This window comes from Streptomyces sp. NPDC039736 (assembly GCF_055596485.1).
On the sequence record NZ_JBVIUQ010000002.1, the window covers coordinates 1 to 24,366 of the forward strand.

The 24,366-nt window shown below is 74.1% G+C and carries 15 protein-coding genes, 2 tRNA genes and 1 riboswitch; of the genes, 8 read left to right on the top strand and 9 right to left on the bottom strand.

Annotation, left to right across the window (positions count from 1 at the left end):
* Positions 1-515 precede the first annotated feature (515 nt).
* On the bottom strand, positions 516-1,073 hold the full coding sequence (locus ACZ56L_RS04945; protein ID WP_345220525.1) for a MarR family winged helix-turn-helix transcriptional regulator: 558 nt from the start codon (positions 1,071-1,073) through the stop codon (positions 516-518).
* 114 nt (positions 1,074-1,187) lie between these two features.
* Between ACZ56L_RS04945 and ACZ56L_RS04950 the strand changes: the two genes are divergently transcribed.
* Positions 1,188-2,483, top strand: a complete 1,296-nt coding sequence (locus tag ACZ56L_RS04950) for an MFS transporter (RefSeq protein WP_471061747.1) — start codon at positions 1,188-1,190, stop codon at positions 2,481-2,483.
* Between the two features lie 4 nt (positions 2,484-2,487).
* Here ACZ56L_RS04950 and ACZ56L_RS04955 read toward each other — a convergent pair whose 3' ends face one another.
* Together ACZ56L_RS04955 and ACZ56L_RS04960 are read right to left on the bottom strand one after the other, a co-directional pair.
* Positions 2,488-4,137, bottom strand: a complete 1,650-nt coding sequence (locus tag ACZ56L_RS04955) for an ATP-binding SpoIIE family protein phosphatase (protein WP_380836665.1) — start codon at positions 4,135-4,137, stop codon at positions 2,488-2,490.
* A 273-nt stretch (positions 4,138-4,410) separates the two neighbouring features.
* A complete protein-coding gene (locus tag ACZ56L_RS04960) occupies positions 4,411-5,775 on the bottom strand; it encodes an NAD(P)/FAD-dependent oxidoreductase (RefSeq protein WP_468692286.1) in 1,365 nt (454 codons plus the stop codon).
* Positions 5,776-6,131: 356 nt separating this feature from the next.
* Here ACZ56L_RS04960 and ACZ56L_RS04965 point away from each other — a divergent pair, with 356 nt between their 5' ends.
* Together ACZ56L_RS04965 and ACZ56L_RS04970 are read left to right on the top strand one after the other, a co-directional pair.
* Positions 6,132-6,998, top strand: a complete 867-nt coding sequence (locus ACZ56L_RS04965) for a TetR/AcrR family transcriptional regulator (protein WP_471061750.1) — start codon at positions 6,132-6,134, stop codon at positions 6,996-6,998.
* A gap of 534 nt (positions 6,999-7,532) precedes the next feature.
* Positions 7,533-9,287, top strand: coding sequence for a sigma-70 family RNA polymerase sigma factor (locus tag ACZ56L_RS04970; RefSeq protein ID WP_471061754.1), 1,755 nt, complete (start codon positions 7,533-7,535; stop codon positions 9,285-9,287).
* A 111-nt stretch (positions 9,288-9,398) separates the two neighbouring features.
* Here the strand turns inward: ACZ56L_RS04970 and ACZ56L_RS04975 are convergent, their stop codons facing one another.
* Positions 9,399-11,519, bottom strand: a complete 2,121-nt coding sequence (locus ACZ56L_RS04975; protein ID WP_471061756.1) for an asparagine synthase-related protein — start codon at positions 11,517-11,519, stop codon at positions 9,399-9,401.
* A gap of 797 nt (positions 11,520-12,316) precedes the next feature.
* On the opposite strand from ACZ56L_RS04975, the gene ACZ56L_RS04980 reads away from it, so the two are divergent.
* The 4 genes from ACZ56L_RS04980 to ACZ56L_RS04995 all read left to right on the top strand — a co-directional run bounded on the left by ACZ56L_RS04980 (position 12,317) and on the right by ACZ56L_RS04995 (position 17,546).
* Complete coding sequence (locus tag ACZ56L_RS04980; RefSeq protein ID WP_345220539.1) at positions 12,317-13,747, top strand: MFS transporter; 1,431 nt, start codon at positions 12,317-12,319, stop codon at positions 13,745-13,747.
* Positions 13,748-13,876: 129 nt separating this feature from the next.
* Entirely contained in the window at positions 13,877-15,085 is a 1,209-nt protein-coding gene (lhgO, locus tag ACZ56L_RS04985; protein ID WP_468692294.1) for an L-2-hydroxyglutarate oxidase, read from the top strand.
* A 150-nt stretch (positions 15,086-15,235) separates the two neighbouring features.
* Complete coding sequence (trmB, locus tag ACZ56L_RS04990) at positions 15,236-16,096, top strand: tRNA (guanosine(46)-N7)-methyltransferase TrmB (protein ID WP_380836807.1); 861 nt, start codon at positions 15,236-15,238, stop codon at positions 16,094-16,096.
* A gap of 70 nt (positions 16,097-16,166) precedes the next feature.
* Positions 16,167-17,546: a PrsW family intramembrane metalloprotease gene (locus ACZ56L_RS04995; protein WP_471061760.1), complete on the top strand. Its 1,380-nt coding sequence runs from the start codon at positions 16,167-16,169 to the stop codon at positions 17,544-17,546.
* An 18-nt stretch (positions 17,547-17,564) separates the two neighbouring features.
* Here ACZ56L_RS04995 and ACZ56L_RS05000 read toward each other — a convergent pair whose 3' ends face one another.
* The 4 genes from ACZ56L_RS05000 to ACZ56L_RS05015 all read right to left on the bottom strand — a co-directional run bounded on the left by ACZ56L_RS05000 (position 17,565) and on the right by ACZ56L_RS05015 (position 21,838).
* The gene (locus ACZ56L_RS05000) at positions 17,565-18,518 is read right to left on the bottom strand and encodes an aldo/keto reductase (protein WP_468692296.1); all 954 of its coding nucleotides are present in this window, start codon (positions 18,516-18,518) and stop codon (positions 17,565-17,567) included.
* Positions 18,519-18,571: 53 nt separating this feature from the next.
* Positions 18,572-19,768 (bottom strand): M23 family metallopeptidase, encoded by a 1,197-nt coding sequence (locus ACZ56L_RS05005; RefSeq protein ID WP_471062797.1) that lies wholly within the window; start codon positions 19,766-19,768, stop codon positions 18,572-18,574.
* Positions 19,769-19,965: 197 nt separating this feature from the next.
* Positions 19,966-20,099, bottom strand: a riboswitch (cyclic di-AMP (ydaO/yuaA leader).
* 232 nt (positions 20,100-20,331) lie between these two features.
* Entirely contained in the window at positions 20,332-21,612 is a 1,281-nt protein-coding gene (locus ACZ56L_RS05010; RefSeq protein WP_471061763.1) for a PP2C family protein-serine/threonine phosphatase, read from the bottom strand.
* A gap of 152 nt (positions 21,613-21,764) precedes the next feature.
* Positions 21,765-21,838: transfer RNA gene (locus ACZ56L_RS05015), tRNA-Met, on the bottom strand.
* Positions 21,839-22,031: 193 nt separating this feature from the next.
* Here ACZ56L_RS05015 and ACZ56L_RS05020 point away from each other — a divergent pair.
* The gene (locus tag ACZ56L_RS05020; RefSeq protein ID WP_468692302.1) at positions 22,032-23,768 is read left to right on the top strand and encodes a serine/threonine-protein kinase; all 1,737 of its coding nucleotides are present in this window, start codon (positions 22,032-22,034) and stop codon (positions 23,766-23,768) included.
* Positions 23,769-23,829: 61 nt separating this feature from the next.
* Here ACZ56L_RS05020 and ACZ56L_RS05025 read toward each other — a convergent pair.
* Positions 23,830-23,903 (bottom strand) — tRNA-Lys (locus tag ACZ56L_RS05025).
* Positions 23,904-24,366 lie beyond the last annotated feature (463 nt).

Genomic DNA, 24,366 nt, shown 5'->3' on the forward strand with positions numbered 1-24,366 from the left:
TCAAGGAACGGACGCTTCCTTCGTACTCACCCCTGCGGGCTTTCCTCCGGACGTTTTCGTTCGGTGTTTCTGTTGTTCTTGCGTCTCCGACTCTACCAGACTGTTTCCAGTGCCGATTTCCTCGGATTCCGCTCGCTGCTTTCCAGGTTCTTCGCTTTCGCGATTTCCCTTTCCGGCGGCTCCGACTCTATCAGATCCTTTCGGGCCTGATTCCCAGTCAGCGGGAGGTTGTCTTTGCGGCTGTTGGGCCGTTTCGACGTCCCAAACTCTAGTGGATTTTCCCGGTGAACCGAAATCGGCTCCCAGTGTCGGAATTCGGCATGCCGAAATTGACCCTGGCGGGAGATCGTGCGGAGTTTGGTTGCCGCTTTCGCGGCGGGAGGTGATGCCGCAGAACCGTTACGGCTGCGGCAACTCGGAGAACCTTACGGATCCCGGTGAGGGGTGTCAACCCCTCCACCCTGCCCCCGAACGGGCGTCGGAAACGGTGTGCGGAGCGTTCCGTATGAGAGGTGTCAGTCCAGGTCGGTGAGGCGGCCGCCGGCGTCCGGCTGGGCGTCCTCGACGCGGCGCAGGAGGCGGGTCAGCATCTCGCCGAGGCCGGCCCGTTCCTCCGCGGCGAGGTCCTGAAGAAGGTCCTCCTCGAAGGAGGAGGCCATCCGCATCGCCTCCAGCCACTTCGTACGGCCCTCGTCCGTCAGCTCGACGATGACGCGGACGCGGTTGTTCTCGTCGCGGTCGCGGGTGACCAGGCCCTCGCCTGCCATGCGGTCGATGCGGTGGGTCATCGCGGCCGGGGTCAGGCCCAGACGCTTGGCGAGCTCGCCGGGGCCCAGGCGGTAGGGGGCGCCGGAGACCACGAGGGTCTTGAGGACTTCCCACTCCGCGTTGCTGATGCCGAGCGCGGCGACCTGGCGGCCGTACGCGACGTTCATCCGGCGGTTCAGCCGGCCGAGGGCCGAGACGACCTTCTCCACCTGGGGGTCGAGGTCGCGGAATTCGCGTTGGTATGCGGCGATCTGCTCGTCGAGGCTCGGCTCATGAGGGCCGGGCGTCTCTGGCGTGTCTGGCATCCGCGAAGTATGGCATGGGGCGCGTTGGCATTGAAGTCCTTCTCTGTGTACTGTTGAGCTTCGAACTTTACTGTTGAAGTCTTCGGACTTCAGGTCTTCAGGGTTGAGGTGAGTATGACCAAGGCGATGGGCTCGGCGATGCGGCGGATTCAGGCAGGCAACGCGCTGAGTGCGTTCGGGCTCGGATTCACGGTTCCGTATCTGTACGTGTACGTGGCTCAGGTGCGGGATCTTGGACCGACGTCGGCGGGCATCGTTCTTGGCGCCTTCGCCATGGCGGCTCTGGTGGCGCTCCCCTTCGTGGGGGCGCTGATCGACCGGCGCGGGCCCGTGCCCGTGCTGATCGGGGCCGCGCTGTCGGCGGCCGTCGGCGCGGTCGCGCTCGGCAGTGCGGCGAGCCTGGTGACGACCGTGGCGTCGGCGGCCGTGCTCGGCGTGGGGACGGCGGTCATGCAGCCGGCGCTCGCGACGATGATCGTGCGGTGCTCGCTGCCGGAGACCCGGACGCGTGCCTTCGCCATGCAGTTCTTCCTGGCCAACCTCGGCCTGGGCATCGGCGGGCTCATCGGCGGTCAGATCGTCGACAAGAACGACCCGACCACCTTCACGCTGCTGTTCGGGATCGAGGCGGTGATGTTCCTGGTGCTCGCCGGGATCGCGATGACCGTGCGGATGCCGCACATCCCCCTCGTCGAGGGCGCTGCCGCCGGGCGGGGCTTCTTCGCCGGGATCAGGACGATGGCCCGGCACAAGGCGATGATGCAGCTCTGCGGGCTCGGGTTCGTCATCTTCTTCGCGTGCTACGGACAGTTCGAGTCCGGGCTCGCCGCGTACGGCACCGAGGCCGCCGGAATCGACCCGTCGACGCTCGGCATCGCGCTCGCCGCCAACACGGCGATGATCGTGGTGGCGCAGTTCCTGGTGCTGAAGTTCGTCGAGCGCCGGAAGCGCTCGCGGATGATCGCGCTGGTCGGGCTGATCTGGACCGTGGCGTGGATCGCGGCCGGGTACGCGGGCCTCGGGCACGGCAGCCAGACGATGGCCACCGCCGCGTTCATCTCGACGTACGCGCTCTTCGGGCTCGGTGAGGCGATGCTGTCGCCGACCGTCGCGCCGCTGGTGGCCGACCTGGCGCCGGAGTCCATGGTGGGGACGTACAACTCGGCCTTCGCGCTGGTGAAGCAGCTCGCGCTGGCGGTCGGACCGGCCGTGGGCGGGCCCATGGGGGCCTCGCTCCACATGCCGTACATCGTGACCTTCATCCTGTTCTCGCTCGGCATCAGCGTGCTGGCGCTGCGGATGGGCAAGCGGCTCACGCCCGCGCAGGACCTGCCGGTCCCGGTGGCGTCCGTCGTGGTCGCCAAGAACGTGCCGGCCGAGGGCGAGAGCGCCGTGAAGACTGCCGCGTAACCGCTCAGGAATCGGGCAGGGCGAACTCGCACCAGACCGCTTTCCCGCCGCCCGGTGTGCGGCGCGAACCCCAGGACGAGGCGATCGTCGCGACGATCGAGATGCCTCGTCCTGCTTCGTCCGCGGGCTCGGCCCGGCGGCGGCGGGGGAGGTGGTCGTCGCCGTCGGTGACCTCGATGATCAGGCGGCGGTCCGTGCGGCGCAGGCGCAGACGCATGGGCGGGGTGCCGTGCTGGAGCGAGTTCGCGACGAGTTCGCTGGTGGCCAGGACGCCCAGGTCGGACAGTTCGACCGGGAAGCGCCAGGAGGAGAGGACTCCGGTGGCGAAGGCGCGGGCGCGGGGGGCCGCCTCGATGCCGCCGAGGAGTTCCAGGGCGGCGTTGTGGAACAGCTCGGCGTCGTGGCCCTTGCGGGCGGGGTGCTGGACGACCAGGACGGCGACGTCGTCGTCGTGGTCGGTGGTGATCCCGAGGGCGCGCATCAGGCGGTCGCAGACGACCTGCGGGGTGCCGGTCGCGCCGGAGAGGGCGCGTTCGAGGGCGGCGACGCCCTCGTCGATGTCCTCCCGACGGCGCTCGACCAGGCCGTCCGTGTAGAGGACGGCGGTGGAGCCGGGCGGCAGGGCGATCGTGCCGGACGTGTGCATCCAGCCGCCCGTGCCGAGCGGCGGGCCCGTGTGGTCCTCGGCGCGGTGGACCGTGCCGTCCTCCTCGCGGACGAGGATGGGGAGATGGCCGGCGGAGGCGTAGACGAGGCGGCCCTCGTTGGGGTCGTGGACGGCGTACACGCAGGTGGCGATCTGGCTGGCGTCGATCTCGGCGGCGAGGCCGTCCAGGAGTTGCAGGACCTCGTGCGGCGGGAGGTCGAGGCGCGCGTAGGCGCGCACGGCGGTGCGGAGCTGGCCCATCACGGCCGCCGCGCGCACGCCGCGGCCCATCACGTCGCCGATGACCAGGGCCGTGCGGCCGGCGCCGAGGGTGATCACGTCGTACCAGTCGCCGCCGACGGCCGCGTCCTTGCCGCCGGGCTGGTAGGTGGCGGCGATGCGCAGGTCGTCCGGCTGTTCCAGCTCCTGCGGGAGCAGTGAGCGCTGGAGGGTGACGGCCGTTTCGCGCTGGCGGCGTTCGGCGGCGCGCAGCCTTTCGGCGGCGTCGGCGTGGTCGGTGACGTCGGCGGCGAAGACCAGGACGCCGCCGCCGTCGGGGAAGTCCAGGGGCGTGCAGGTGATCGTGTACGAGCCGCCCTTGGCCGTACGACGGGACTTGACCGTACGGGGCGTGCCGCTGCGCAGGACCTGGTCCATCAGCGGCAGCAGGCCCAGCTCCTCCAGTTCGGGCAGCCCGGTGGCGGCGGGGACGCCGGGGGCGCGGTCGCCGAACACGGCGGCGTAGGCGTCGTTGACGTACGCGACACGGTGTTCGGGGCCGTGGACCAGGGCGACCAGGGCCGGGAGGTGGCCGAGGACCTCGCGCAGGGAGAGGTCGTCGAGGGTGGGCGGGCGCGGTTCGTCGGCGGCCGGTGCGGTCCCGTCGGCCGGGGTCTCGTCGGGCTGCCCGGCCTCGCCGCGGGCGGCCGGCACGGACCCGCGGTCGGACCGGGCTGCCGCGCGGCGCTGCGTTCCGGGGAACCGGGCGCTCCAGCGGGTGAAGTTCACTGAACTACTTGCCTCATGATCGGAGAGGTGGTGCAGGTCGGCTGGGTCCCGGGGCTCGCCCGGGGTGCTGCGGTGCTTCGGTGGGGCAGGTGCGGAAGTGCGCGGTGGCCGGTCCGCGCGGGCCACTCCCGTACGACCGCCTGGTGCGGCGGCCGTGCGGTCGGTGAGCGCGCACGGGGCGGCGTGCGTGATCACTGTGTGCAGGCGCGGGTCAACCTATCGTCACACGTCCAGTGTGACGGACCGCACTGACAGCCGGTAATCGAGAGGACGTCAGCGGAGCCCGGGAGGTTCGCCGCCCGCCGCGAGTTCGAATTCCGCGCGCGGGTGTTCCAGCGAGCCGAGCGAGACGATCTCACGTTTGAAGAGGCCGGAGAGGGTCCATTCGGCGAGCACCCGGGCCTTGCGGTTGAAGGTGGGGACCCGGCTGAGGTGGTAGGCGCGGTGCATGGCCCAGGCGGGGAGGCCCTTGAGGCGGCGGCCGTAGACGAACGCCACCCCCTTGTGCAGTCCCAGGGAGGCGACCGAGCCGACGTGCTTGTGGCGGTAGTCGCTGAGGGGGCGCTGCTCCAGGGAGGCCACGATGTTCTCGGCGAGGACCTTGGCCTGGCGGACGGCGTGCTGGGCGTTGGGCGCGCAGTCCTCGCCCTTCCCGGGCGAGGTCAGGTCGGGGACGGCGGCCGCGTCTCCGGCGGCCCACGCATGCGGCGTGCCCTCGACGGCGAGCTGGGCGGTGCAGCGCAGGCGGCCCCTCTCGTCGCGTGGGAGGCTGCTGGCGGCGAGGACGGGGTGGGGTTTGACGCCGGCGGTCCACACCAGGGTGCGGGTGGGGAAGCGGGCCCCGTCGTCGAGGGCGGCGACGCGGTTGTCGACGGAGGTCAGCCGGGTGTTCAGGCGGATGTCGACGCCCCGGCCGCGCAGCTCCCGCACGGCGTACTTGCCCATCTTCTCGCCGACCTCGGGGAGGATCCGGTCGCTGGCCTCGACCAGGATCCACTTCAGGTCGGCGGGCTTGATGTTGTGGTAGTAGCGGGAGGCGTAGCGGGCCATGTCCTCCAGCTCGCCGAGGGCTTCGACGCCCGCGTAGCCGCCGCCGACGAAGACGAAGGTGAGGGCGGCGTCGCGGACGGCGGGGTCGCGGGTGGAGGAGGCGATGTCCATCTGTTCGATGACGTGGTTGCGCAGCCCGATGGCCTCCTCGACGGTCTTGAAGCCGATGCCGTGGTCGGCGAGGCCGGGGACGGGGAGGGTGCGGGAGACGGAACCGGGGGCGAGCACCAGTTCGTCGTACGTCATCTGCCGGGGTCCGGTGCCCTCCTCGGCGGTGGCGAGGGTGGTGACGGTGGCCGTGCGCCGGGCGTGGTCGATCGCGTTCACCTCGCCGACGAGGATGCGGCAGTGCGGCAGCACGCGGCGCAGCGGGACGACGACGTGGCGCGGCGAGATGGATCCGGCGGCGGCTTCCGGCAGGAAGGGCTGGTACGTCATGTAGGGGTCCGGCGTCACCACGGTGATCTCCGCGCCGCCCTGCCCGGTCCCCCGGGGGAGCTGTCGTTTCAGCTTCCGCTGGAGGTGCAGCGCGGTGTACATGCCGACGTATCCGCCGCCTACCACGAGAATGCGCACTGGATTTGTCACCGTCCCATGAGGCAACGGGCGCGGGCCTTTGTCCACAGGGCCGGTCGTATTGCCTGACGGAACGCCAGTCACCTTTCACCGTGCCCGAGTTGCTGTCGGGGGTGGATAAGCCTGAGGTATGCGCTGGTCAGAGGGTGCCAGGGGGAATTTCGGGAGGCCCGGGGCCGGGCAGAGCCGGGCAACCGCGACGTTCGGGGGGTGCACCGTGCGGAACAACCCCCTTCTGAATCGCCCCGCGCTCAACTATGTTCGTATCTCGTCGGGGTGGCGGGATGGATGCACGTGTGACCCGTGAACTCCGGCAGTCAGGGCGGGGAGTGTCTCCGGGGGGAGACATCATTACCGGGGGAACGCTGATGCACATTCAGGATTCACATTGGCAGGCTGCCGTGTCATCGGCAGGTTCGGCCGCTTCGTCGGCCGCGCCGACGGCCGGCGGAGCGGACGGCAACGGGCGGGTGGGTGCGGGCGGTTCGTCCGTGGCGCCCCGGTCGGCGCCGCTCCGCGTGGACGCACAGCGCAATCTCGAACACGTGCTGCGGGCCGCCCGCGAGGTGTTCGGGGAGCTCGGCTACGGGGCGCCGATGGAGGACGTCGCGCGCCGGGCCCGGGTCGGGGTGGGCACGGTCTACCGGCGCTTCCCGAGCAAGGACGTACTGGTGCGGCGGATAGCCGAGGAGGAGACCTCCCGGCTGACCGAGCAGGCGCGCACGGCACTGGGGCAGGAGGACGAGCCCTGGTCTGCGCTGTCGCGGTTCCTGCGCACGTCGGTGGCGTCGGGGGCGGGCAGGCTGCTGCCGCCGCAGGTGCTGCGGGTCGGGGCGCACGACGCCGACGGCGAGGGCCCGCGCGAGGGCCCGCGCGACGGCGCCGCGCGCGGGCCCGGCCGGGTGCCGCAGCAGCGGCAGCCCGGGGAAGCTCCGGACCTGCGGCTGGTCGAGCAGGACGGTTCGACGGGCGGTCCGCTGGGCGGGTCGCCGGGCGGGTCCGTCCAGGACGGTCCGGACGACGCGGGGGCGGCGACGCTCCTGGAGGTCGTGGGCCGGCTGGTGGACCGGGCGCGGGCGGCGGGTGAGCTGCGGGGCGACGTGACCGTGGCGGACGTGCTGCTGGTGATCGCCACGGCGGCTCCTTCGCTGCCGGACCCGGCGCAGCAGGCGGCGGCGTCGTCGCGGCTGCTGGACATCCTGCTGGAGGGTCTGCGGTCACGGCCGGCCTCCTGACGTGAACAACGGCGCGAAACAGCCCTCCGCGGTGAGGGTGTGGCGTACCGCGGGCCCGCCGGCTTCTCCCCGAAAGGGTGAGGACTAGCGCTCTGTTTCGGGAAAACTCCCCGGACGGGTGGTTGGCGGGCTTGAGCGGCTTTCGGCGCGTCGCCCTGTGGGACTCTTGGCCGGTGTTGCGGTCGATGGGTGTTTACGGGGGCTTCCGCCATGGGTGTTGAGGAGCGGGACGGGTTCCCCGGGGACGGCGAGGACGCCGGCGCCGACGAGAGCGCGGCCGAGGCCCATAGTGCGTTTCCGGCCGACGGGCTCTCCTCGGGTGACGGGGTTTCCCCGGCCGGAGGGCTCCCTTCCGTTGACGGCGTCTCTGCCGCCGACGGTGGCCCCGCGGACGACGGTGGCCCCGCGGACGACGGTGGCTCTGCGGCCGCCGGGGCCGGTGCCGGGGTGCCCGCGCGGCAGGTGCCCAGTCAGGGCGGACCGCTGGGAGCGACCCCTGCGCCGGCGGCCGAGCGCGGCCCCGACCCCACGAGCGTGCCGCAGCAGCGCGGCGGCGGGATCCCGCGCGGCGAACCCGGTCCCTCCGACGCCGACCTGGTCGACCGGATGCGGGCCGGGGACAACGGCGCGTACGAAGAACTCTTCCGGCGGCACTCGGACGCGGTGCGGCGCTACGCGCGCACGTGCTGCCGGGACGCGCACACCGCCGACGACCTGACCGCCGAGGTCTTCGCCAGGACCCTGCAGGCGGTACGGGGCGGCGCCGGCCCGGAGCACGCCGTACGCGCGTATCTGATGACGACGGTGCGGCGGGTCGCGGCGGCGTGGACGAGGACGGCGCGGCGCGAGCAGCTCGTCGAGGACTTCGCGGTGTTCGCCGACCAGGCGGCGCGGGTCGCGGAGGCGCGGGACGACGACACGCTGGACCTGGGCGCGGACGTGCGCGCGATGCACGAGGCGGAGCAGACGCTCGCCATGCAGGCCTTCCGGTCGCTGCCCGAGCGGTGGCAGGCGGTGCTGTGGCACACCACGGTCGAGGAGGAGTCGCCGAGTGAGGTGGCTCCGCTGTTCGGGCTCACGGCGAACGCGACGGCCGTACTGGCGTCGCGGGCGCGGGAGGGCCTGAAGCAGGCGTACTTGCAGGCGCACGTGAGTACGGCGCTGACGGCCGGCGGGGACTGTGCGCAGTACGCGGACCGGCTGGGCGCCTATGCGCGGGGCGGGCTGCGGATGCGGGCCGAGCGGGGGCTGCGCAAGCACCTGGAGGAGTGCGCGAAGTGCCGGCTGGCCGCGGGTGAGTTGCGTGACGTGAACGCGGGGATTCCGGCGCTGCTGCCGGTGGCGGTCATCGGGTGGGTGGCCGCGGGGTATTCGGTGAAGGCCGCGGGGATCGTGGCGGGCGGGGCGGGGGCCGCCGCCGGGGCGGGGGCCGCCGGGGCCGGTGCCGGGGGCGCCGCTGCCGGTGGGGCGGGCGGGGTCGCGGCGGAGGGGCTGGGGGCTCCGGTGAAGGCGGGGATCGGCGCGGCGGTGGCCGTGGCGGTGGCGGCGGGGCTGGTGTTCGCGTTCGCCGGGGACGAGGCGTCGCTTCCGCCGAAGGTGGATGCGAAGCCGCCGGCGGTGGAGCCGGCTCCGTCGGCCCCGGCGCCGCCTCCGCCCTCTCCGTCTCCTTCTCCTTCTGCTTCTCCTTCTCCGAAGTCGTCCCAGCCTCCGCCGCCGCGGGCCGAGCCGGGGCCCGTGCCGGTCCGGGTGAAGCCCGTGCCGCCGAAGCCGCCGGTGAAGCCCGCGCCCCGGCCGCCGAGACCGCGGCCGACGCCGCCTCCCCCGCCGCCGCCCGCTCCCGTGCCGAAGCCGCCGCGGGGGTATCCCGTCGCGGAGTTGGCGTACTCGCCGATGGGGGACCACACCGAGCCCGAGGTGCGGATCGGGGAGAGCAGCCCGGTGTGGCAGCGGTCGGGGATGTCGATCGGGGGCGCGCCGCAGGGGGCCGGAATCTCGGTGCCCGCGACGTCCTCGGTGGTCATCGACCTGAACCGCTCGTGTTCGACGTACTACGCGAGGGTCGGGGTCGACGACATGACGATGGGGAGCGGGGCCGTCCGGTTCTCCGTGTACGGGGACGGGGTGCGGCTGTGGCGTTCGCCGGTGCTGCGGGGCGGCGACGCGGCGGTGCCGGTGAAGGTGGGCATCGGCGGGCGCAAGACCTTGCGGTTGGTGACGGAGTCGGTGGGCGGGGGGATCACCGACGCGGCGTTCGCGGACTGGGCGGGGTCGAGGATCGGGTGCCGGTGAGGGGGGCCGAGGCGGTGCTTCCTGCTTGAGCGCGGGCCCGCGCTTTCCGTGCGGGGGCTTCGTGGCCGATTTCCCCGGGGACGTCCTTCGTGGCCGATCTCCCCGGGGACGTCAGAGGCTGCGGCGGTGCGGGACGCCCGCCGCGACGGCGCGTTGGCGGGGCGCGGCGGAGCCCGTCCAGCAGGTGCCGCGGCGGGAGATCAGCCGGCGGAGCCACAGCTCGGTGGAGGTCAGGTCGGCGAGGCCGTCGAGGGGGACGGGCTCGCCCTCGGCCGCCGCGCGCAGGGCCTTGCGGACCACCCGGGCCTCGATCAGGCCCGCGTCCGCGAGGAGGGGCGCCTCGAAGAGGGTGAGGAGCGAGGTGAGGGCGGCGCGGATGCCCGCCTGGGCGGTGGCGGTGGCCGTGGTGTGGGCGGTGGCCGCGCCCCAGCCCGCCGGGAGGTCGTGGATGCCCGCCCCCGAGAGGACCGCGCGCAGGATCGCCGCGCGGGCGCCGGGCTGGACCCGCAGGGTTTCGGGGAGTGCGCGGCAGGCCCGTACGACCTGGTTGTCCAGGAAGGGGGCGTGAAGGCGCTGGCTGCGGACTTCCGCGGCTTGTTCGAAGACGCGGTGGTCGTGGGCGTGGCGGGCGAGGGACGCCCGGGCGCGGGCCTCGCCGGGGCGTTGGGAGGAGGCCGGGCGCAGGGCCGACTCCTGGAGGCGGATCGATACTTCGGCCAGGGCCTCGCCGGTGAGCCAGCGGGCCGCGGGTCCCGGGCGCGACCAGGTCAGGGCGTCGAGGGAGGCGTCGAGGGCGCCCGTGGGGGTGCTGTCCGTGAGCTCGCGGCGGGTCAGGCGGACGGCGGCCTCCTCGATGCCCGCGCGGTACGGCGTACGGGCGAGGCGACGGGCCGCGCGGTAGACCGTGAGGGGGACCAGGAGGGAGGTGGGGGACGCTCCTTCCGCCTTGGCCAGAGCGGTGGCCGGGCGCAGGATGTGGCGGCGTCTGCGGTCGATGAGCAGGTCGGCGAGGCGGGCCGGGTGCGCGTCCAGGACCTGGCGGGCGCCGTTGCCGACGAAGTGGTCGGCGCTGCCCGACTGGAGGCGCAGGCGGGCGCGTTCGGCGCTGACGAGGGAGGGGCCGGGCTCGTCGGTGAGGGGGCCGGTCTCCAGGTCGGCGTACGGGAGCGCTTCCTCGCCGCCGGCGACCACGACGTGGTGCAGGCGGGGGTTGGCGGCGATCGCGCCGGCGCGCTCCAGCTCCGGGGTGAGGTCGCTCTCGCGGGCCCGGGCGGAGGCGGCCAGGTCGTTGAAGGTGACGGCGAGGAGGCGTTCGCCCGCGCCGGTGCCGTGGCCGAGGACCGTGCCGGGCAGGCCCGGGAGGCCCGCGGCGAGCAGGGCGAGGGTGGCGGACGCGCTGCCGCCGGAGAGGTCGGAGCCGATGCCGGGCACGGGCGCCCCCCTGCGTCGGGCGCGGCGCTCGGCGGGGCCCATGCCGGGGACCGGGCCGGGGTCCGGCAGGGGCGTCTCGGGGGCGTGGCGGGGGGCGGTGAGGCGGGCCCGTACCGCTTCGACGAGGGCGTCCCGGACACCGTCGACGGCGCGCTCCGGGTCGAGCTGGGGGGCCGCGACGGCGAGGGAGGCGACGGGTTCGTAACCGGTGATCTCGCGTGAGCCCTCGCGCAGGACGAGCGCGTGACCGGGCGGTATGCGCTTCACGCCGGTGTACGGGGTGCCGTCGCGCAGGGCTTCGGGGACGTCGGGGCAAGCCAGCAGCGCGGCGAGGTGGCCGATGTCGAGCTGGGCCTCGATGAGGTCGGCGAGGGGGAGCGCGGCGGTGGCGTACGCGGTGCCGTTGGCCCAGGGCGTGTAGAAGACCGGCCGGGCGCCGGCCAGGTCACCGGTGACGGTGACGCGCCTGCCGGACTGGACGACGGCCGTGTAGGAGCCGGGCCAGGCGGTGAGGTGCCTCAGTGCGCCGCCGCGCGCCGCGAAGAGGCCGACGCGGAGTTCTTCGTCGGACGCGCCGCAGCAGCCGAGGACGGCGAGGCGGGTGAAGTCGTCGATGGAGACGGTGCGGACCTCGTCGGGGCGCCAGTCGCCGACGGCCCACAGGGGGTCGGGGTCGCCCCACAGGAGCTGGGCGCCGACGGGCTGGACGGTGTCGCCCTCGTGCTCGGTGCCGGGCGCGCCGACGGCTCCGACCGTGCCGAAGCTCGCGGCGACGCTGCTCCATCCCACCAACCAACGCATCGCCGCCTCCACAGGCTGTGGACAACTTTGCTCGCGGTGCGCGGCGGGGCTTGCGGGGGTGAACTGGTGGGAGGGGGTGCGCTCGTGCCGCTCCCCCGCCCGGGCGCCCCGGTGCGTGCACCGTGCCGTGCGCTCGCGCGCGTGGGGACCATGCTGCCACGACTGGGGGGTGGGGGCGCGGACGCGGGGGGCGGTGGCAAGGTCCAATGTGCGGGGGCAAAGGGGGAGTTGACGGGCAAAGGGGGTGGGCGCCCGCGGCCGGGCGGCACGGGCCCGGGGACGGCGGAGGCGCCGGCGGGGGGCGGCCGCCCGGCGGGCGTGCCGTCGGGAACGCGCGGCGGCGTCGGCGCGCGGCTCCGCCGCGGGGCGCGACCGGCCGCCCGGAACCGCTCACCGGACAGGACGCAGCGTCCACATCCGGCCAACTTGCGGGCGCGCGCGTGCAGTCCGGGAGGCGCTGTTCGCCTCCCGGACCGGTCCGCCACCCGCGGGGATGAAGGTGGCGGCGTCCCCCAGCCCACTGGGTCCAGTGCAGCGGGCCGACCCACGCACCTCCATGGAAGCCCCGCCCGGAGAGGCCGAGAAGAGCGCACGGCCGGGCGCACGGCCACACACAGGGAGCACGAATCGGACGGAACGTTCCTCTCCGCCCGCCCCGAAACCGACCGTCCGGGCAACAATCTCGCCATACGGGACAGGTGCCCTTAACGCGTGGGATGCGGCGAACTACGCTGGGTTTACGAATGCCGCGTGCCTATGCCGGGCCCGCGGCGGCCGTCTGCGTGAGGGGTGGCGCAATGTCCAGGGAGCAACGCGGGCCGAACGACAAGCTCGGCACGGTTCTCGCCCTCGCGGGAATCAGCAACGCCGGGCTGGCGCGCCGGGTCAACGACCTCGGGGCGCAACGCGGGATGACACTGCGGTACGACAAGACGTCGGTCGCGCGGTGGGTGTCGAAGGGGATGGTTCCGCAGGGGGCCGCCCCGCACCTCATCGCCGCCGCCATAGGGGCCAAGCTGGGCCGTCCCGTACCGCTGCACGAAATCGGCCTGGCGGACGCCGATCCGGCCCCCGAGGTCGGGCTCGCCTTCCCGCGCGACGTGGGGATCGCGGTGCGGCACGCCACCGAGCTGTACCGGCTGGACCTGGCCGGACGCCGGGCCGGCGGCGGCGGGATCTGGCAGTCCCTGGCGGGCTCCTTCGCGGTGAGCGCGTACGCGACGCCCGCTTCGCGCTGGCTGATAACCCCGGCGGACTCGTCGGTGGCGCGGGACTCCACGGCCGCCGCCGGCTCCTCCGGCGCCACGCCGTTACGGGTCGGCCACAGCGACGTGGCCAAGCTGCGCGAGGCCGCCGAGGACGCGCGGCGCTGGGACTCCAAGTACGGGGGCGGGGACTGGCGCTCGTCGATGGTCCCCGAGTGCCTGCGGGTGGACGCGGCCCCCCTGCTGCTCGGTTCGTACAGCGACGACGTGGGCCGCTCGCTGTTCGGGGCGACCGCCGAGCTGACCCGCCTGGCCGGCTGGATGGCCTTCGACACCGGCCAGCAGGAGGCCGCCCAGCGGTACTACATCCAGGCCCTGCGCCTCGCCCGCGCGGCCGCCGACGTGCCCCTGGGCGGCTACGTACTGGCGTCGATGTCCCTCCAGGCCACCTACCGGGGCTTCGCCGACGAGGGCGTCGACCTCGCGCAGGCCGCCGTGGAGCGGAACCGGGGCCTGGCCACCGCCCGCACCATGAGCTTCTTCCGCCTGGTGGAGGCGCGCGCGCACGCGAAGGCGGGCGACCCGGTGGCGGCCGGAGCCGCGATCAAGGCGGCCGAGGGCTGGCTGGAGCGCTCCCGGGACGGCGACGCCGACCCCTCCTGGCTGGGCTTCTACTCGTACGACCGGCTGGCCGCCGACGCCGCCGAGTGCTACCGCGACCTCAAGCTGCCGCGCCAGGTGCGCCGGTTCACCGAGCAGGCGCTGTCGCGGCCGACGGAGGAGTTCGTACGCTCGCACGGGCTGCGGCTCGTGGTGAGCGCGGTCGCCGAACTGGAGTCGGGCAACCTGGACGCGGCCTGCGCGGCGGGCACGCGGGCGGTGGAGGTGGCGGGGCGGATCTCGTCGGCGCGCACCACGGAGTACGTACGGGACCTGCTGCACCGTCTGGAGCCGTACGGCGACGAGCCGCGGGTGGCGGAGCTGCGGGAGCGGGCGCGGCCGCTGCTGGTGGCGCCCGCCTAGAGCCCGGCCGCCCGGCCCGGAGCCGGACCCGGTCCCGGTCCCGAGTGGCGTTGGCCATAACTCCTGTCCACGGGGTTTGACGGCATTGTCAGTGGGCCAGTGCACTATGCGGGGTGGGAGGTGGCAGCGATGAGTCATGACTGCGACGTGCTGGTGATCGGCGGGGGCATCGTCGGCATGGCGTCCGCGCATGCCGTCACGCGGGCGGCGCCCGGCACGCGGGTCGTGGTGCTGGAGAAGGAAGCGGGCCCGGCGCGCCACCAGACGGGACGCAACAGCGGGGTGATCCACAGCGGGATCTACTACCGCCCCGGCTCGCTCAAGGCGCGGTACGCGGTGCGCGGAGCCGCCGAGATGATCAAGTTCTGCTCGGAGCACGGCATTCCGCACGAGGTGACGGGCAAGCTGATCGTCGCCACGGAACGGGACGAGCTCCCCCGGCTGCACGCGCTGGTCCAGCGGGGACGGCTCAACGGCATCCCGGTGCGCGAGCTGGGCCCCGCCCAGATCGAGGAGTACGAGCCCGAGGTCCGCGGACTCGCCGCCATCCACGTCGGCTCGACGGGCGTGTGCGACTACGGCCGGGTGACCGAGGAGCTGGCCCGCTCGTCGGGGGCCGAGGTGCGGTACGGGGCGGAGGTGCGGGTCATCGCGCGCCGCGCGTCCGGAGTCGCGGTGCGCTGCGCCGACGGCACGGTCGTACGGGCGAAGGCCCTGGTCAACTGCGCGGGGCTGCACTGCGACCGGGTGGCGCGGCTGGCCGGGGACTCCCCCGGCATGCGGATCGTGCCGTTCCGGGGCGAGTACTTCGACCTGGCCCGCCCGGAGCTGGTGCGCGGGCTGGTCTATCCGGTGCCGGACCCGGCCTTCCCCTTCCTCGGCGTCCATCTGACGCGGGGGGTCGACGGCGGAGTGCACGTCGGGCCGAACGCGGTGCCGGCGCTGGCCCGGGAGGGGTACGGCTGGGGCGTGGTGCGCCCCCGGGAGCTGGCCGGGACGCTGGCCTGGCCGGGTTCCTGGCGGACAGCCCGGCAGCACTGGAGGTACGGGGCGGGGGAACTGCACCGGTCGCTGTCGAAGCGGGCCTTCACGGCGGCGGTGCGCCGGCTGCTCCCCGCGGTCACGGAGGCGGACCTGACGCCCGCCCCGGCGGGGGTGCGGGCACAGGCCGTCCTGCGGGACGGGACGCTGGCGGACGACTTCCTGATCCGGGAGGCGCCGCGCACGGTGCACGTGCTGAACGCGCCCTCCCCGGCGGCGACGGCTTCGCTGCCGATCGGGCGGGAGGTGGCGAGGCGGGTGCTGGGGGTGCTGGCGGGGGAGCGGGTGGGACGGTAGGGCGGCTGGACGGCTGGACGCGGGACGGTGTGCCGCAAGCCGGGGCCGGGGCGGGGGCGGGGCTCCTCCGCGCCCCCGACGGGGCGTCCCCGTCGTGCCCGGCTCCGTAGAATCGGAAGCACTGTGTCCGAGAACAGCGAGAACCCCACGATGCCCCAGTCCCCCGAGCCGCAGGCCGCCGAGCCGCAGGCCGGCGCCCCCGGCCCCTCCCAGGCCGCCGCCGCCGACCGCGCCGCCGCGCACGAGCGGGCCGAGCGGATGCGTCCGCGGGCGCTCCGCATGTTCCCCGAGGGGACGGGCCCCTCCCCCGACCCCGCCGGGTCGCACTTCGAGCGCCGCATCCGCAGCTTCCAGCCCCGTCGCAGCCGGGTCACCACCGGCCAGGGCGAGGCCCTGAAGAAGTGGTGGCCGACCCGGGGCATCGACATCGACGGGCAGCGCGTCCTCGACCTGGACGCGATGTTCGGCGGGCTCCCGGTCGTCCTGGAGATCGGCTTCGGCATGGGCGAGGCGACCGCGCAGATGGCCGCCGACGACCCCGGGACCGGCATCCTCGCCGTCGACGTGCACACCCCCGGCCAGGGCAATCTGCTCGGTCTCGCCGAGCGCAACGACCTCTCCAACGTCCGGGTCGCCAACGGCGACGCGATCATCCTGCTCCGCGAGATGCTCGCCCCCGACTCCCTGGCGGGCCTGCGCGTCTACTTCCCCGACCCGTGGCCCAAGGCCCGCCACCACAAGCGGCGTCTGATCCAGCCGGAGTTCCTCTCCCTGGCCGCGACCCGGCTCGCCCCCGGCGCCGTGCTGCACTGCGCGACCGACTGGGAGGACTACGCCGAGCAGATGCTCGAAGTCCTCAGCGCCCACCCGGACTTCGAGAACACCCAGGCGGACGGCGGCTACACCCCCCGGCCCGGCTTCCGGCCGCTCACCCGCTTCGAGGGCCAGGGCCTGGACAAGGGCCACAAGGTCCACGACCTGATGTTCCGCCGCGTCCCGCACGCGAGTTGACGCACCGTTTCTCCACAGCGACTGTCCGAACACGATCGCGAGTGTCAGTGGCAGTCGTTAGGGTCGTCGGATGTACGAGACGTACGCATCGCCCGCCCCGCCCGCGGCCCCGGCCCCCGAGCCGGCGCCCGCGGCGGCCGGGCCTGCCCCGGGCGATGCCCGCAAGCCCGGCCTCCTGCGGGGCCTGCGGCACCGCGCCTTCTGGCGGAACCGGGCGGTCCGCGCCACCGCGCTGATCGTCCTGCTGGCCCTCTCCGGCCTGGTCCTGCTCGCTCTCGTACGGGAACAGACCGGCACCCGGGGCTTCCTGGTGGGCCTGGGCCTCGCCGTCTTCCCCGTGCCGCTGCTGCTGCTCGCGTTCCGCTGGCTGGACCGGGTCGAGCCGGGCCCCTGGCGGAACCTGGTCTTCGCGTTCACCTGGGGCTCCTGCGCCGCGGCCCTGGTCGCCATCACCGCCAACAGCTTCGCCGTGCGCTGGATAGCCGTGGCCACCGCCGACCCCGACAACGCGGACACGCTGGGCGCGACCCTGGTGGCCCCGGTCGTCGAGGAGAGCGCGAAGGCGGCCGCGATCCTGTTGATCTTCCTGTTCCGCAGGCGGCACTTCACCGGCATCGTGGACGGCGTGGTCTTCGCGGGCTTCACCGCGACCGGCTTCGCCTTCACCGAGAACATCCTCTACCTGGGCAACGCCTTCGGCGAGGACCAGGAGTTCGGCTTCTCGGGGCTGGGGTCGGTGACGGCCGGGACGTTCTTCGTGCGGGTCATCATGTCGCCGTTCGCGCACCCCCTGTTCACCGTGCTCACCGGCATCGGCTTCGGGCTGGTGGCGCTCACCCCGACCCGCCGGGTGCGGGGGCGCGCCTGGGTGCGCGTCCGCCGCTTCCTGCTGCCGCTGGCGGGCCTACTGCTGGCCATGGGCATGCACGCGCTGTGGAACGGCTCGGCGTCGTTCGGCCCGCTGGCCTTCTACGGGGTGTACGGGCTGGTCATGGTGCCGGTCTTCGCCTTCCTGACCTGGCTGTCGATCTGGACGCGGCAGCGCGAGCTGCGGCTGCTGAGCTCCGAGCTGCCCGCGTACGTCGCCGCCGGCTGGCTGGACCCGGCCGAGCCGTTCGCCCTGTCCTCGATGCGGGCCCGGTCCGTCGCCCAGGGGCAGGCCGCCCGGGTGCACGGGCCGGGTGCGGCGAAGGTGGTCGCCGAGTACGAGGAGGCGGCGACCGCGCTGGCCTTCCTGCGCTACCGGGCCCGGCGCGGGGCGGCCACCCCGGAGCTGGCCGCCCGGTTCCAGGCCCGCGAGCGGGAGCTGCTGCACCGCCTGTGGGAGCGCAAGCGCCTCGCGGGCCCGGCACTGGTGTACGCGGCGCAGATCACCGGCCGAATACGGCTGCTCCCGCCGCCGTACCACCCGGCCTACGCGGCCGCGTACAACCCGTACAAGACCTACTGAGCGGGCCGGCCGGGCCGGTCAGGCCGAGGCGACGGTCAGCTTCGACAGGTCGGCGTCGGTGAGGGTGAGGTCCGCCACCGCCAGCAGGGCCGGGAGCTGCTCGACCGTGCGGGCGCTGGCGATGGGGGCCACGACGGTCGGGCGGGAGGCCAGCCAGGCCAGGGCGACGGACGCGATCTCGGCGTCGTGCGTCCGCGCCACCTCGTCGAGGGCGGCCAGCACCTTGCGGCCGCGCTCGGTGCGGAGGTGCTGGGCCGCACCCTCGGCACGCCGGCTGTCCACGGCCTCGCCGCCGACGCGGTACTTGCCGGTGAGGAAGCCGGCCGCCAGCGCGTAGTACGGGACGGCCGCCAGGCCCGCGTGCGAGGCGACCTCCTGGAGCTCGCCCTCGTAGGTGTCGCGGGAGACCAGGTTGTACTGCGGCTGGAGCGCGCTGTACCTCGCCAGGCCCTCGCGCTCGGCGAAGTCCAGCGACTCGCGCAGCCGGTCGGGAGCGATGTTGGAGGCGCCCACCGCGCGCACCTTGCCGTCCCGTACGAGCTGGTCGAGAGCGGTGACGATCTCCTCGACCGGCACGGCCGGGTCGTCGAAGTGCGTGTAGTAGAGGTCGATGTACTCGGTGCCCAGGCGGCGCAGCGACGCCTCGGCGGCGGCCTTGACGGTGGTGGCGGACAGGCCCTTGTAGGAGGGGTGCGCGCCGACCTTGGTGGCGATCACGACCTCGTCCCGGTTGCCCCGGGCGGCCAGCCACTCGCCGAGGACGCGCTCGGACTCGCCGCCCTCGTTGCCCGGCGCCCAGGCCGAGTAGGAGTCGGCGCTGTCCACGAAGTTGCCCCCGCCCGCGACGTACGCGTCGAGGACGGCGAAGGACTGGTCGCGGTCGGCGGTCCAGCCGAAGACGTTGCCGCCGAGGGCGAGCGGGAAGACGTCGAGACCGGAGCCGCCCAGCGGGCGGAGAGGGGAGGAAGTCATGCCGTACGACAACCACCGGGCCCGCCGGGCCTATTCCGTGTACGGGCCAGGGATCAGACGGTGAGGCCCTTGCCGCGCAGCCAGGCCGCCGGGTCGACGCCGGCGCCGCCGGGGGTGTGGACTTCGAGGTGCAGGTGCGGTCCGGTGACGTTGCCGGTGGCGCCCACGTTGCCGATGGTCTGGCCGGTGGCGACGCCGGTGCCCGTCGCGACGTTCATCTGCGAGAGGTGGCAGTACCAGATCTCGGTGCCGTCCTTCAGCTTCAGCACGACGCGGTAGCCGTACGACCCGGACCAGCCGGCCGACGTGACGGTGCCGCCGTGCACGGCCTTGACCGGGGTGCCGGTCGGGGCGGCGAAGTCGAGCCCGGTGTGCTGTCCGGAGGACCACATCGAACCGGACTGGCCGTAGGTCGAGGTGAGGGTGTACGAGGAGGTGGGCAGCGAGTAGCTCGCGGCCAGCCTGGCGAGGCGCGCGGCCTCCGCCTCGGCGGCGGCCTTCTCGCGGGCTTCCTTCTCCGCCTTCTCCGCCTTCTCCGCCTTTTCCGCCTTCTCCTTCTCGGCCTGCCGCGCCGTGGCGTCGGCCTGCTGCTGCGCCTTCTTCGCCTCGGCCGCGGCGTCCTGCACGGCCTTGTCGCGTGCCTCCTGCCGGACGGCCTCGTCGGCCACCGTGCGCTGCTGCTCGGCCTGCTGGAGGATGCGGGCGCGCAGGCTCTCCCCGGCGCCGGCGGGCTGCTGCCCGGCCGAGGCGGGGGTCGCGGCGGCGGCCGGCGCGGCGGCGACGGTCACGCCCGCCTCCGCGGGAGCCTCTTCGGCGGAGTCGGAGAGCAGGGCGCCCACGCCCGGCAGCGACGTGGCGTCCGGCAGCGAGTCGGCGAGCGAGTCCAGGGACTCGGCGAGCTGGTCCGGCAGGGATATCGACACGGCGGGCTTGTCCTGCGCGGTGGCGATGCCGCCCGCGCCGACGGCGGCGATCACGCCGACGCCGAGGACCGTGGAGCTGCGGGCGAGGGAGCCGCGCTGCTTGGCGACCCGGTGCTTGCCGCGCAGCGGGGCGGCGGAGTCGGCGGTGGGGTTCCACTCGTCGGCGGAGGCCGGAGGGGCGTCCGGGGCGAAGGGGGAGCCCGGGGCGGAGGCGGATTCCGGGGTCCCGAACGCGGCGAAGCCGTCGAAGCCGTCGCGCCCCTGCTGCTGCGGGATCAGCGGGCCCTGCGGAGACTGCGGGACCTGCACGGCCTCTGCGGCCTGCATCGGCTGGGTGACCTGCGCGGCCTGCGGAACTCCGGCGGCTGCGACGGCTTCGGGAACGTGCGGAGCGAGGACGGCGGTGGCCCCGGTCCCCGTCCCGTGCTCGTCGCCGGGGACTCCGTAAGCCGTGTAGGAGAAAGCGGGGGCCGAGAAAGCGGGGGCTGCGGGGGCAGGCCTGTTGGACGCCACGGAGGCGCGCTCCTTTCCTTCCTTCTCGCCTACCGGGTTAGCTGACGGGTTCGGAGCAGGAAGGTCTCCTACGGGCCGGGTCGGGCCCGATTCACCCCAAGTGGTGGTTCCCCGGTTTCCTCACGGAATTCGGCGCACGCGCACGGCGCCGTCTCTGACGACGGCTGGGACGACCGTGCTGCGTTATCGAACGTTAATAGACATGTGACCGGAATTCCAAGCCGTCCCTCTTGATCCTTAACGCTCCGCAGTCACCTTTGGCCAGGACATTTCCGCTTATCTACCAGCGAACTGACGCCATCTCAGCGTCCCGGCCGCCCCGACGGCCCCAGAACGCCCTGATCGCCTCTGCCGCCCGCCCGACACCTCGCGCCCCGTCACGGACGCTTGATGATCCCCACCGTCCGCCGCCGCGCCGGCTGCCCCACGCCCGGCCGCCCCACCGCGAGCAGCGCCATGTCGTCCGTCTGCTTGCCGCCGGTGTGCACCCGTACGTCACTGGTCAGCGCGTCCAGCACGGCATCGGGCCCGGGGAAGAGCGAATGCCGCAGCCGCACCGCCGGGTCGTAGAACCGGCCCGCCCCGTCCCGCGCCTCGGACAGGCCGTCGGTGTAGAACACGAGCGTCGAACCCGCCGGGTACGCGAACTCCTTGGCCCGGTCCGGCCAGTCCCCCAGCTCCCCCATGCCCAGCGGCAGCGCGAACTCGTCCGGCTCCAGCTCGTCCAGCTCCCCGTCCGCGTACAGCAGCAGCGGCTCGGGATGCCCCCGGTTCACCAGGCGTACGACGCCCTCCGCGCGCGGGATCTCGGCGAGCACCGCCGTGGTGAAGCCCTCCAGCGCGTCCAGCCCCTCGCGCCGGGCGCCCTCGCGCTCCAGGGCCCGTTCCAGGCGCCGCGCGACGCCCTCCAGGCAGCTCTCCGTCTCGGCCGCCTCCCGGAACGCGCCGACCACCACCGCCACCGCCTCGACGGCCTCAAGTCCCTTGCCCCGCACGTCGCCCACCACGAGCCGCACCCCGTACGGCGTGTCCTGCACGGCGAAGAGATCGCCGCCGATGAAGGCGTCCGCCTCGGCCGCCTCGTACCGCGCGGCGATCTCCAGACCGCCGATGCGGGCCGGCGGTACCGGCACCACGGCCCGCTGCGCGGCCTCCGCGATGACCCGCACCGAGGCGAGCTGCCGCCCGCTGCGCCGCACGACCCGGTTGATCAGGATCGCCAGCACGGACACGGTGAGCACCGTGACCAGCTCCGTCGCGCTCACCACGGACGTCAGGGCGTCGTCGCAGATCCGCAGCCCCATCACGGCCAGCACGGAGGCGAGGGCCGTGAGCCCGGTGTTGGCCGGCGAGAAGAAGGGGGCCGCCACCAGCGGCGCGGCGGCGAACAGCGGCGAGGCGGTGAAGTCGGAGGGCGTCAGCGCGTCGAAGAAGATCCCGCCGACGATCATCAGCGCGGGCAGCGCCCGTACGAACCGGCGCGTCGTGCGGCCGCTCTCCCGGGACGGACCAGGGACGCCGGGCGTGCCGGGAGGACCGGACGCGCGGGGCGTGCCGGGCCCGCTGGACGCACTCCCCCCGGGCCCGCCGCCGGCGTCGTCCCCACGTCCGTCGCGCCCGTACCCCGCCACCGTCAGCTCTCCTGCCCAGGTCCGCACCGGGTGCGGACGGTACCGCTCCCCACCCAGGCTGGCCGGAGCCGCGCCGTACGGCGAATCGGCGTCCGCCGTACGGGTGACGGACGCGGTACCGCGCGGACATGCCGAAGGCCCGGAATCCTTGACGGATTCCGGGCCTTCGGACCACTGAGTAGCGGGGACAGGATTTGAACCTGCGACCTCTGGGTTATGAGCCCAGCGAGCTACCGAGCTGCTCCACCCCGCGTCGGTAGACACCAGCCTACGCCATCCCCGGCACCCCTCGCGACCACCTTGCCGCGCCGCACCCGCTCGCGGCCCTGCCTCTACCCTGGTGCCCGCACGTGACCGAATCGAACAGCGCGACGAACGGGATGTGACAGGTGTCGGGGGCGAACGGTGCGGAGCTGACGGGCAGGGTGCTGGGCGGTCGTTACCGCGTGACCGAGATCGTCGGACGCGGCGGCATGGGGGTGGTCGCCCGGGCCGTGGACCAACTGCTGAACCGCGAGGTCGCCGTCAAGGTCCTGCGGTCGTACACCGACGCCTCCGCGGCGGAACTGGCCGAACTGCGGGTCCGGATGCGGCGGGAGGCGCAGGCCGCCGCCCGCATCCGCCACAGCGGTGTCGTCACCGTGCACGACGTGGTCGAGGAGGCGGGGCAGCCGGTCATCGTCATGGAGCTGGTCGACGGGCCCTCCCTGGACGACGTGCTGGCCGAGCGCGGCACGCTCGACCCGCGCGAGGCCGCCGCGATCGGCGCCCGGCTGATGGACGCGCTCGACGCGGCGCACCGCGCCGGGGTGCTGCACCGGGACGTCAAGCCGGGGAACGTCCTGCTGGAGCGCGGCGGCCGGGTCGTCCTCACGGACTTCGGCATCGCCAGCCTGGAGACCACCGGCGACGAGGCGCTGTCCCGGCTGACCCGGAGCGGCCAGCTCGTCGGCTCCCTCGACTACCTCGCGCCGGAACGCGCGCAGGGGCAGGTGCCGGGCACCGCGTCGGACATCTGGGCGCTCGGCATGACGCTCTACACGGCCGTGGAGGGCGCCTCGCCGTTCCGCCGTACGTCGGTGTGGTCCACGCTGTCGGCGATCGTCGGCGATCCGCTGCCCGAGCCGACCCGGGCCGGGCCGCTCACCCCGGTGCTGCGGGCGCTGATGGACAAGGACCCGCTGCGCCGGCCGGACGCGGCGCGCGCCCGCGAACTGCTGGCGGCGGTGGCGGGCGGCAGCGGCACGGACCTGGCCCCGCCACCGGCATCGGCATCGGCCTCGGCTCCAGCACCGGCACCGGCCCAGGACCCAGCACCGGCATCGACCTCGACCTCGGCCCCGACCCCGACCCCGACGCCGGGCGCGATATCGCCCCCCACGCCGTCCCCCGGCTTCGGCCCCGCGCTCCCGCCGCAGGGTCATGCCCCCGCCACCCCGCGGCCCGGCGCGTACGGCACTCCGCCGCCGGGTTTCGCGTCCGGCAGCCATCCCCCGTACACGCTTGCCCCGGCCCCCTCGGCAGCCGACGGGAACGCCGCCCGCCACCGCACCCGCACGGTCGTCGCGGTGGCCGCCGCGACCGTCCTCATCGGCGGCGGCACCGTCTTCGCCCTGGTCGGCGGCGGCGACAAGACCGGCGGCCCGTCCGCGGCCCCGCCCGCGGCGAGCTCCCCCGCCGACGCCGGGGCCCCCGAGCCCGGGACCCTCCCCGACGCCCCGCCCCCGGCCGGAACCCTGCCGACCGCCGCCCCGGACGGCGCGCCCTCCCGCGCGCCCGGCAAGAGCCCGTCGAGCGCCGCGACAAAGCAGGGCGGAGCCACCCCGCCCGCCACCGGCGACAGGGCCACCGCCCCGCCGCCCCCGGCGAGGTCCAGCGCCGCCGCGCCGCCGCGCGAGCCCACCCCGGTGTCGAAGGCGTGCACCGGCTGGGCCCACTCCAACCGCAGCGACGGCTACGGCCGCGCCGCCAAGACCACGCACCTCTACACCGGGCCGTACGCGGAGTGCTCGTACGTGACGGCGGTCAAGTCCGGCACCAAGATCTACTACCACTGCTACGTCGGCAACGCGTACGCCAACAAGTGGATCTACGGCCGCATCTCCGGCACGAAGACCGAGGGCTGGCTGATCGCCGACAAGTCCACGCTGGACAGCGGCGAACTCAACCGCTGCGCGTCCTGACGCCGCGCGGGGGAACGCAGAACGGCCCGACCGGCTGGGAGGCCGGTCGGGCCGGGGGCGGTAGGCCGCGTGGGACTCGAACCCACAACCAACAGATTAAAAGTCTGCTGCTCTGACCAATTGAGCTAGCGGCCCGCGCGCCCCAGCATAACCGCACGATCCCGCTGCTCCCACGGCGTTGTTCCCGAGCCCGGAACCGGACCAGGACCCGGGCCCGGAACCGCGCCCGGATCAGAGCCGGGAACCACGCCCGGATCCGGGCCCGCGACCACGCCCGGATCAGCACACCGACCGGTAGCCCTTCCGGCCCCGCACCGGCCGGGTCCGCCGCAGCCGTACCGCCCAGCACCGGCACCAGCCCCGCGGCCGCGCCCAGGGCGACGGCTGCCGCCACCGCCGATCTGCTCCTCGTACGACGATCCATCCGCCCGGCCCCTCCCCCGGCAGCCCAGGAGGAGGCCGAACGGCCAGGGCCCCCGGCCGCGTCGCGCCTGTGTTCCCCACACAAGTCGCCGGATGCCAACAGCAGTTCCGGATGTGACGGAAGTGAAAAGAGAGACGGGCCCGTTCGTCAAGAACGGGCCCGTCTCTCTTACGG

Excerpts from the sequence above, each read along its gene's own strand:
- ACZ56L_RS04995 (WP_471061760.1), top strand. The coding sequence starts at position 16,167 with ATGTACGAGACGTACGCATCGCCCGCCCCGCCCGCGGCCCCGGCCCCC.
- ACZ56L_RS04950 (WP_471061747.1), top strand. The coding sequence starts at position 1,188 with ATGACCAAGGCGATGGGCTCGGCGATGCGGCGGATTCAGGCAGGCAAC.
- ACZ56L_RS04975 (WP_471061756.1), bottom strand. The coding sequence starts at position 11,519 with ATGCGTTGGTTGGTGGGATGGAGCAGCGTCGCCGCGAGCTTCGGCACG.
- ACZ56L_RS05000 (WP_468692296.1), bottom strand. The coding sequence starts at position 18,518 with ATGACTTCCTCCCCTCTCCGCCCGCTGGGCGGCTCCGGTCTCGACGTC.
- ACZ56L_RS05005 (WP_471062797.1), bottom strand. The coding sequence starts at position 19,768 with ATGCAGGCCGCAGAGGCCGTGCAGGTCCCGCAGTCTCCGCAGGGCCCG.
- ACZ56L_RS04965 (WP_471061750.1), top strand. The coding sequence starts at position 6,132 with ATGCACATTCAGGATTCACATTGGCAGGCTGCCGTGTCATCGGCAGGT.
- trmB (WP_380836807.1), top strand. The coding sequence starts at position 15,236 with ATGCCCCAGTCCCCCGAGCCGCAGGCCGCCGAGCCGCAGGCCGGCGCC.
- lhgO (WP_468692294.1), top strand. The coding sequence starts at position 13,877 with ATGAGTCATGACTGCGACGTGCTGGTGATCGGCGGGGGCATCGTCGGC.
- ACZ56L_RS04945 (WP_345220525.1), bottom strand. The coding sequence starts at position 1,073 with ATGCCAGACACGCCAGAGACGCCCGGCCCTCATGAGCCGAGCCTCGAC.
- ACZ56L_RS04980 (WP_345220539.1), top strand. The coding sequence starts at position 12,317 with ATGTCCAGGGAGCAACGCGGGCCGAACGACAAGCTCGGCACGGTTCTC.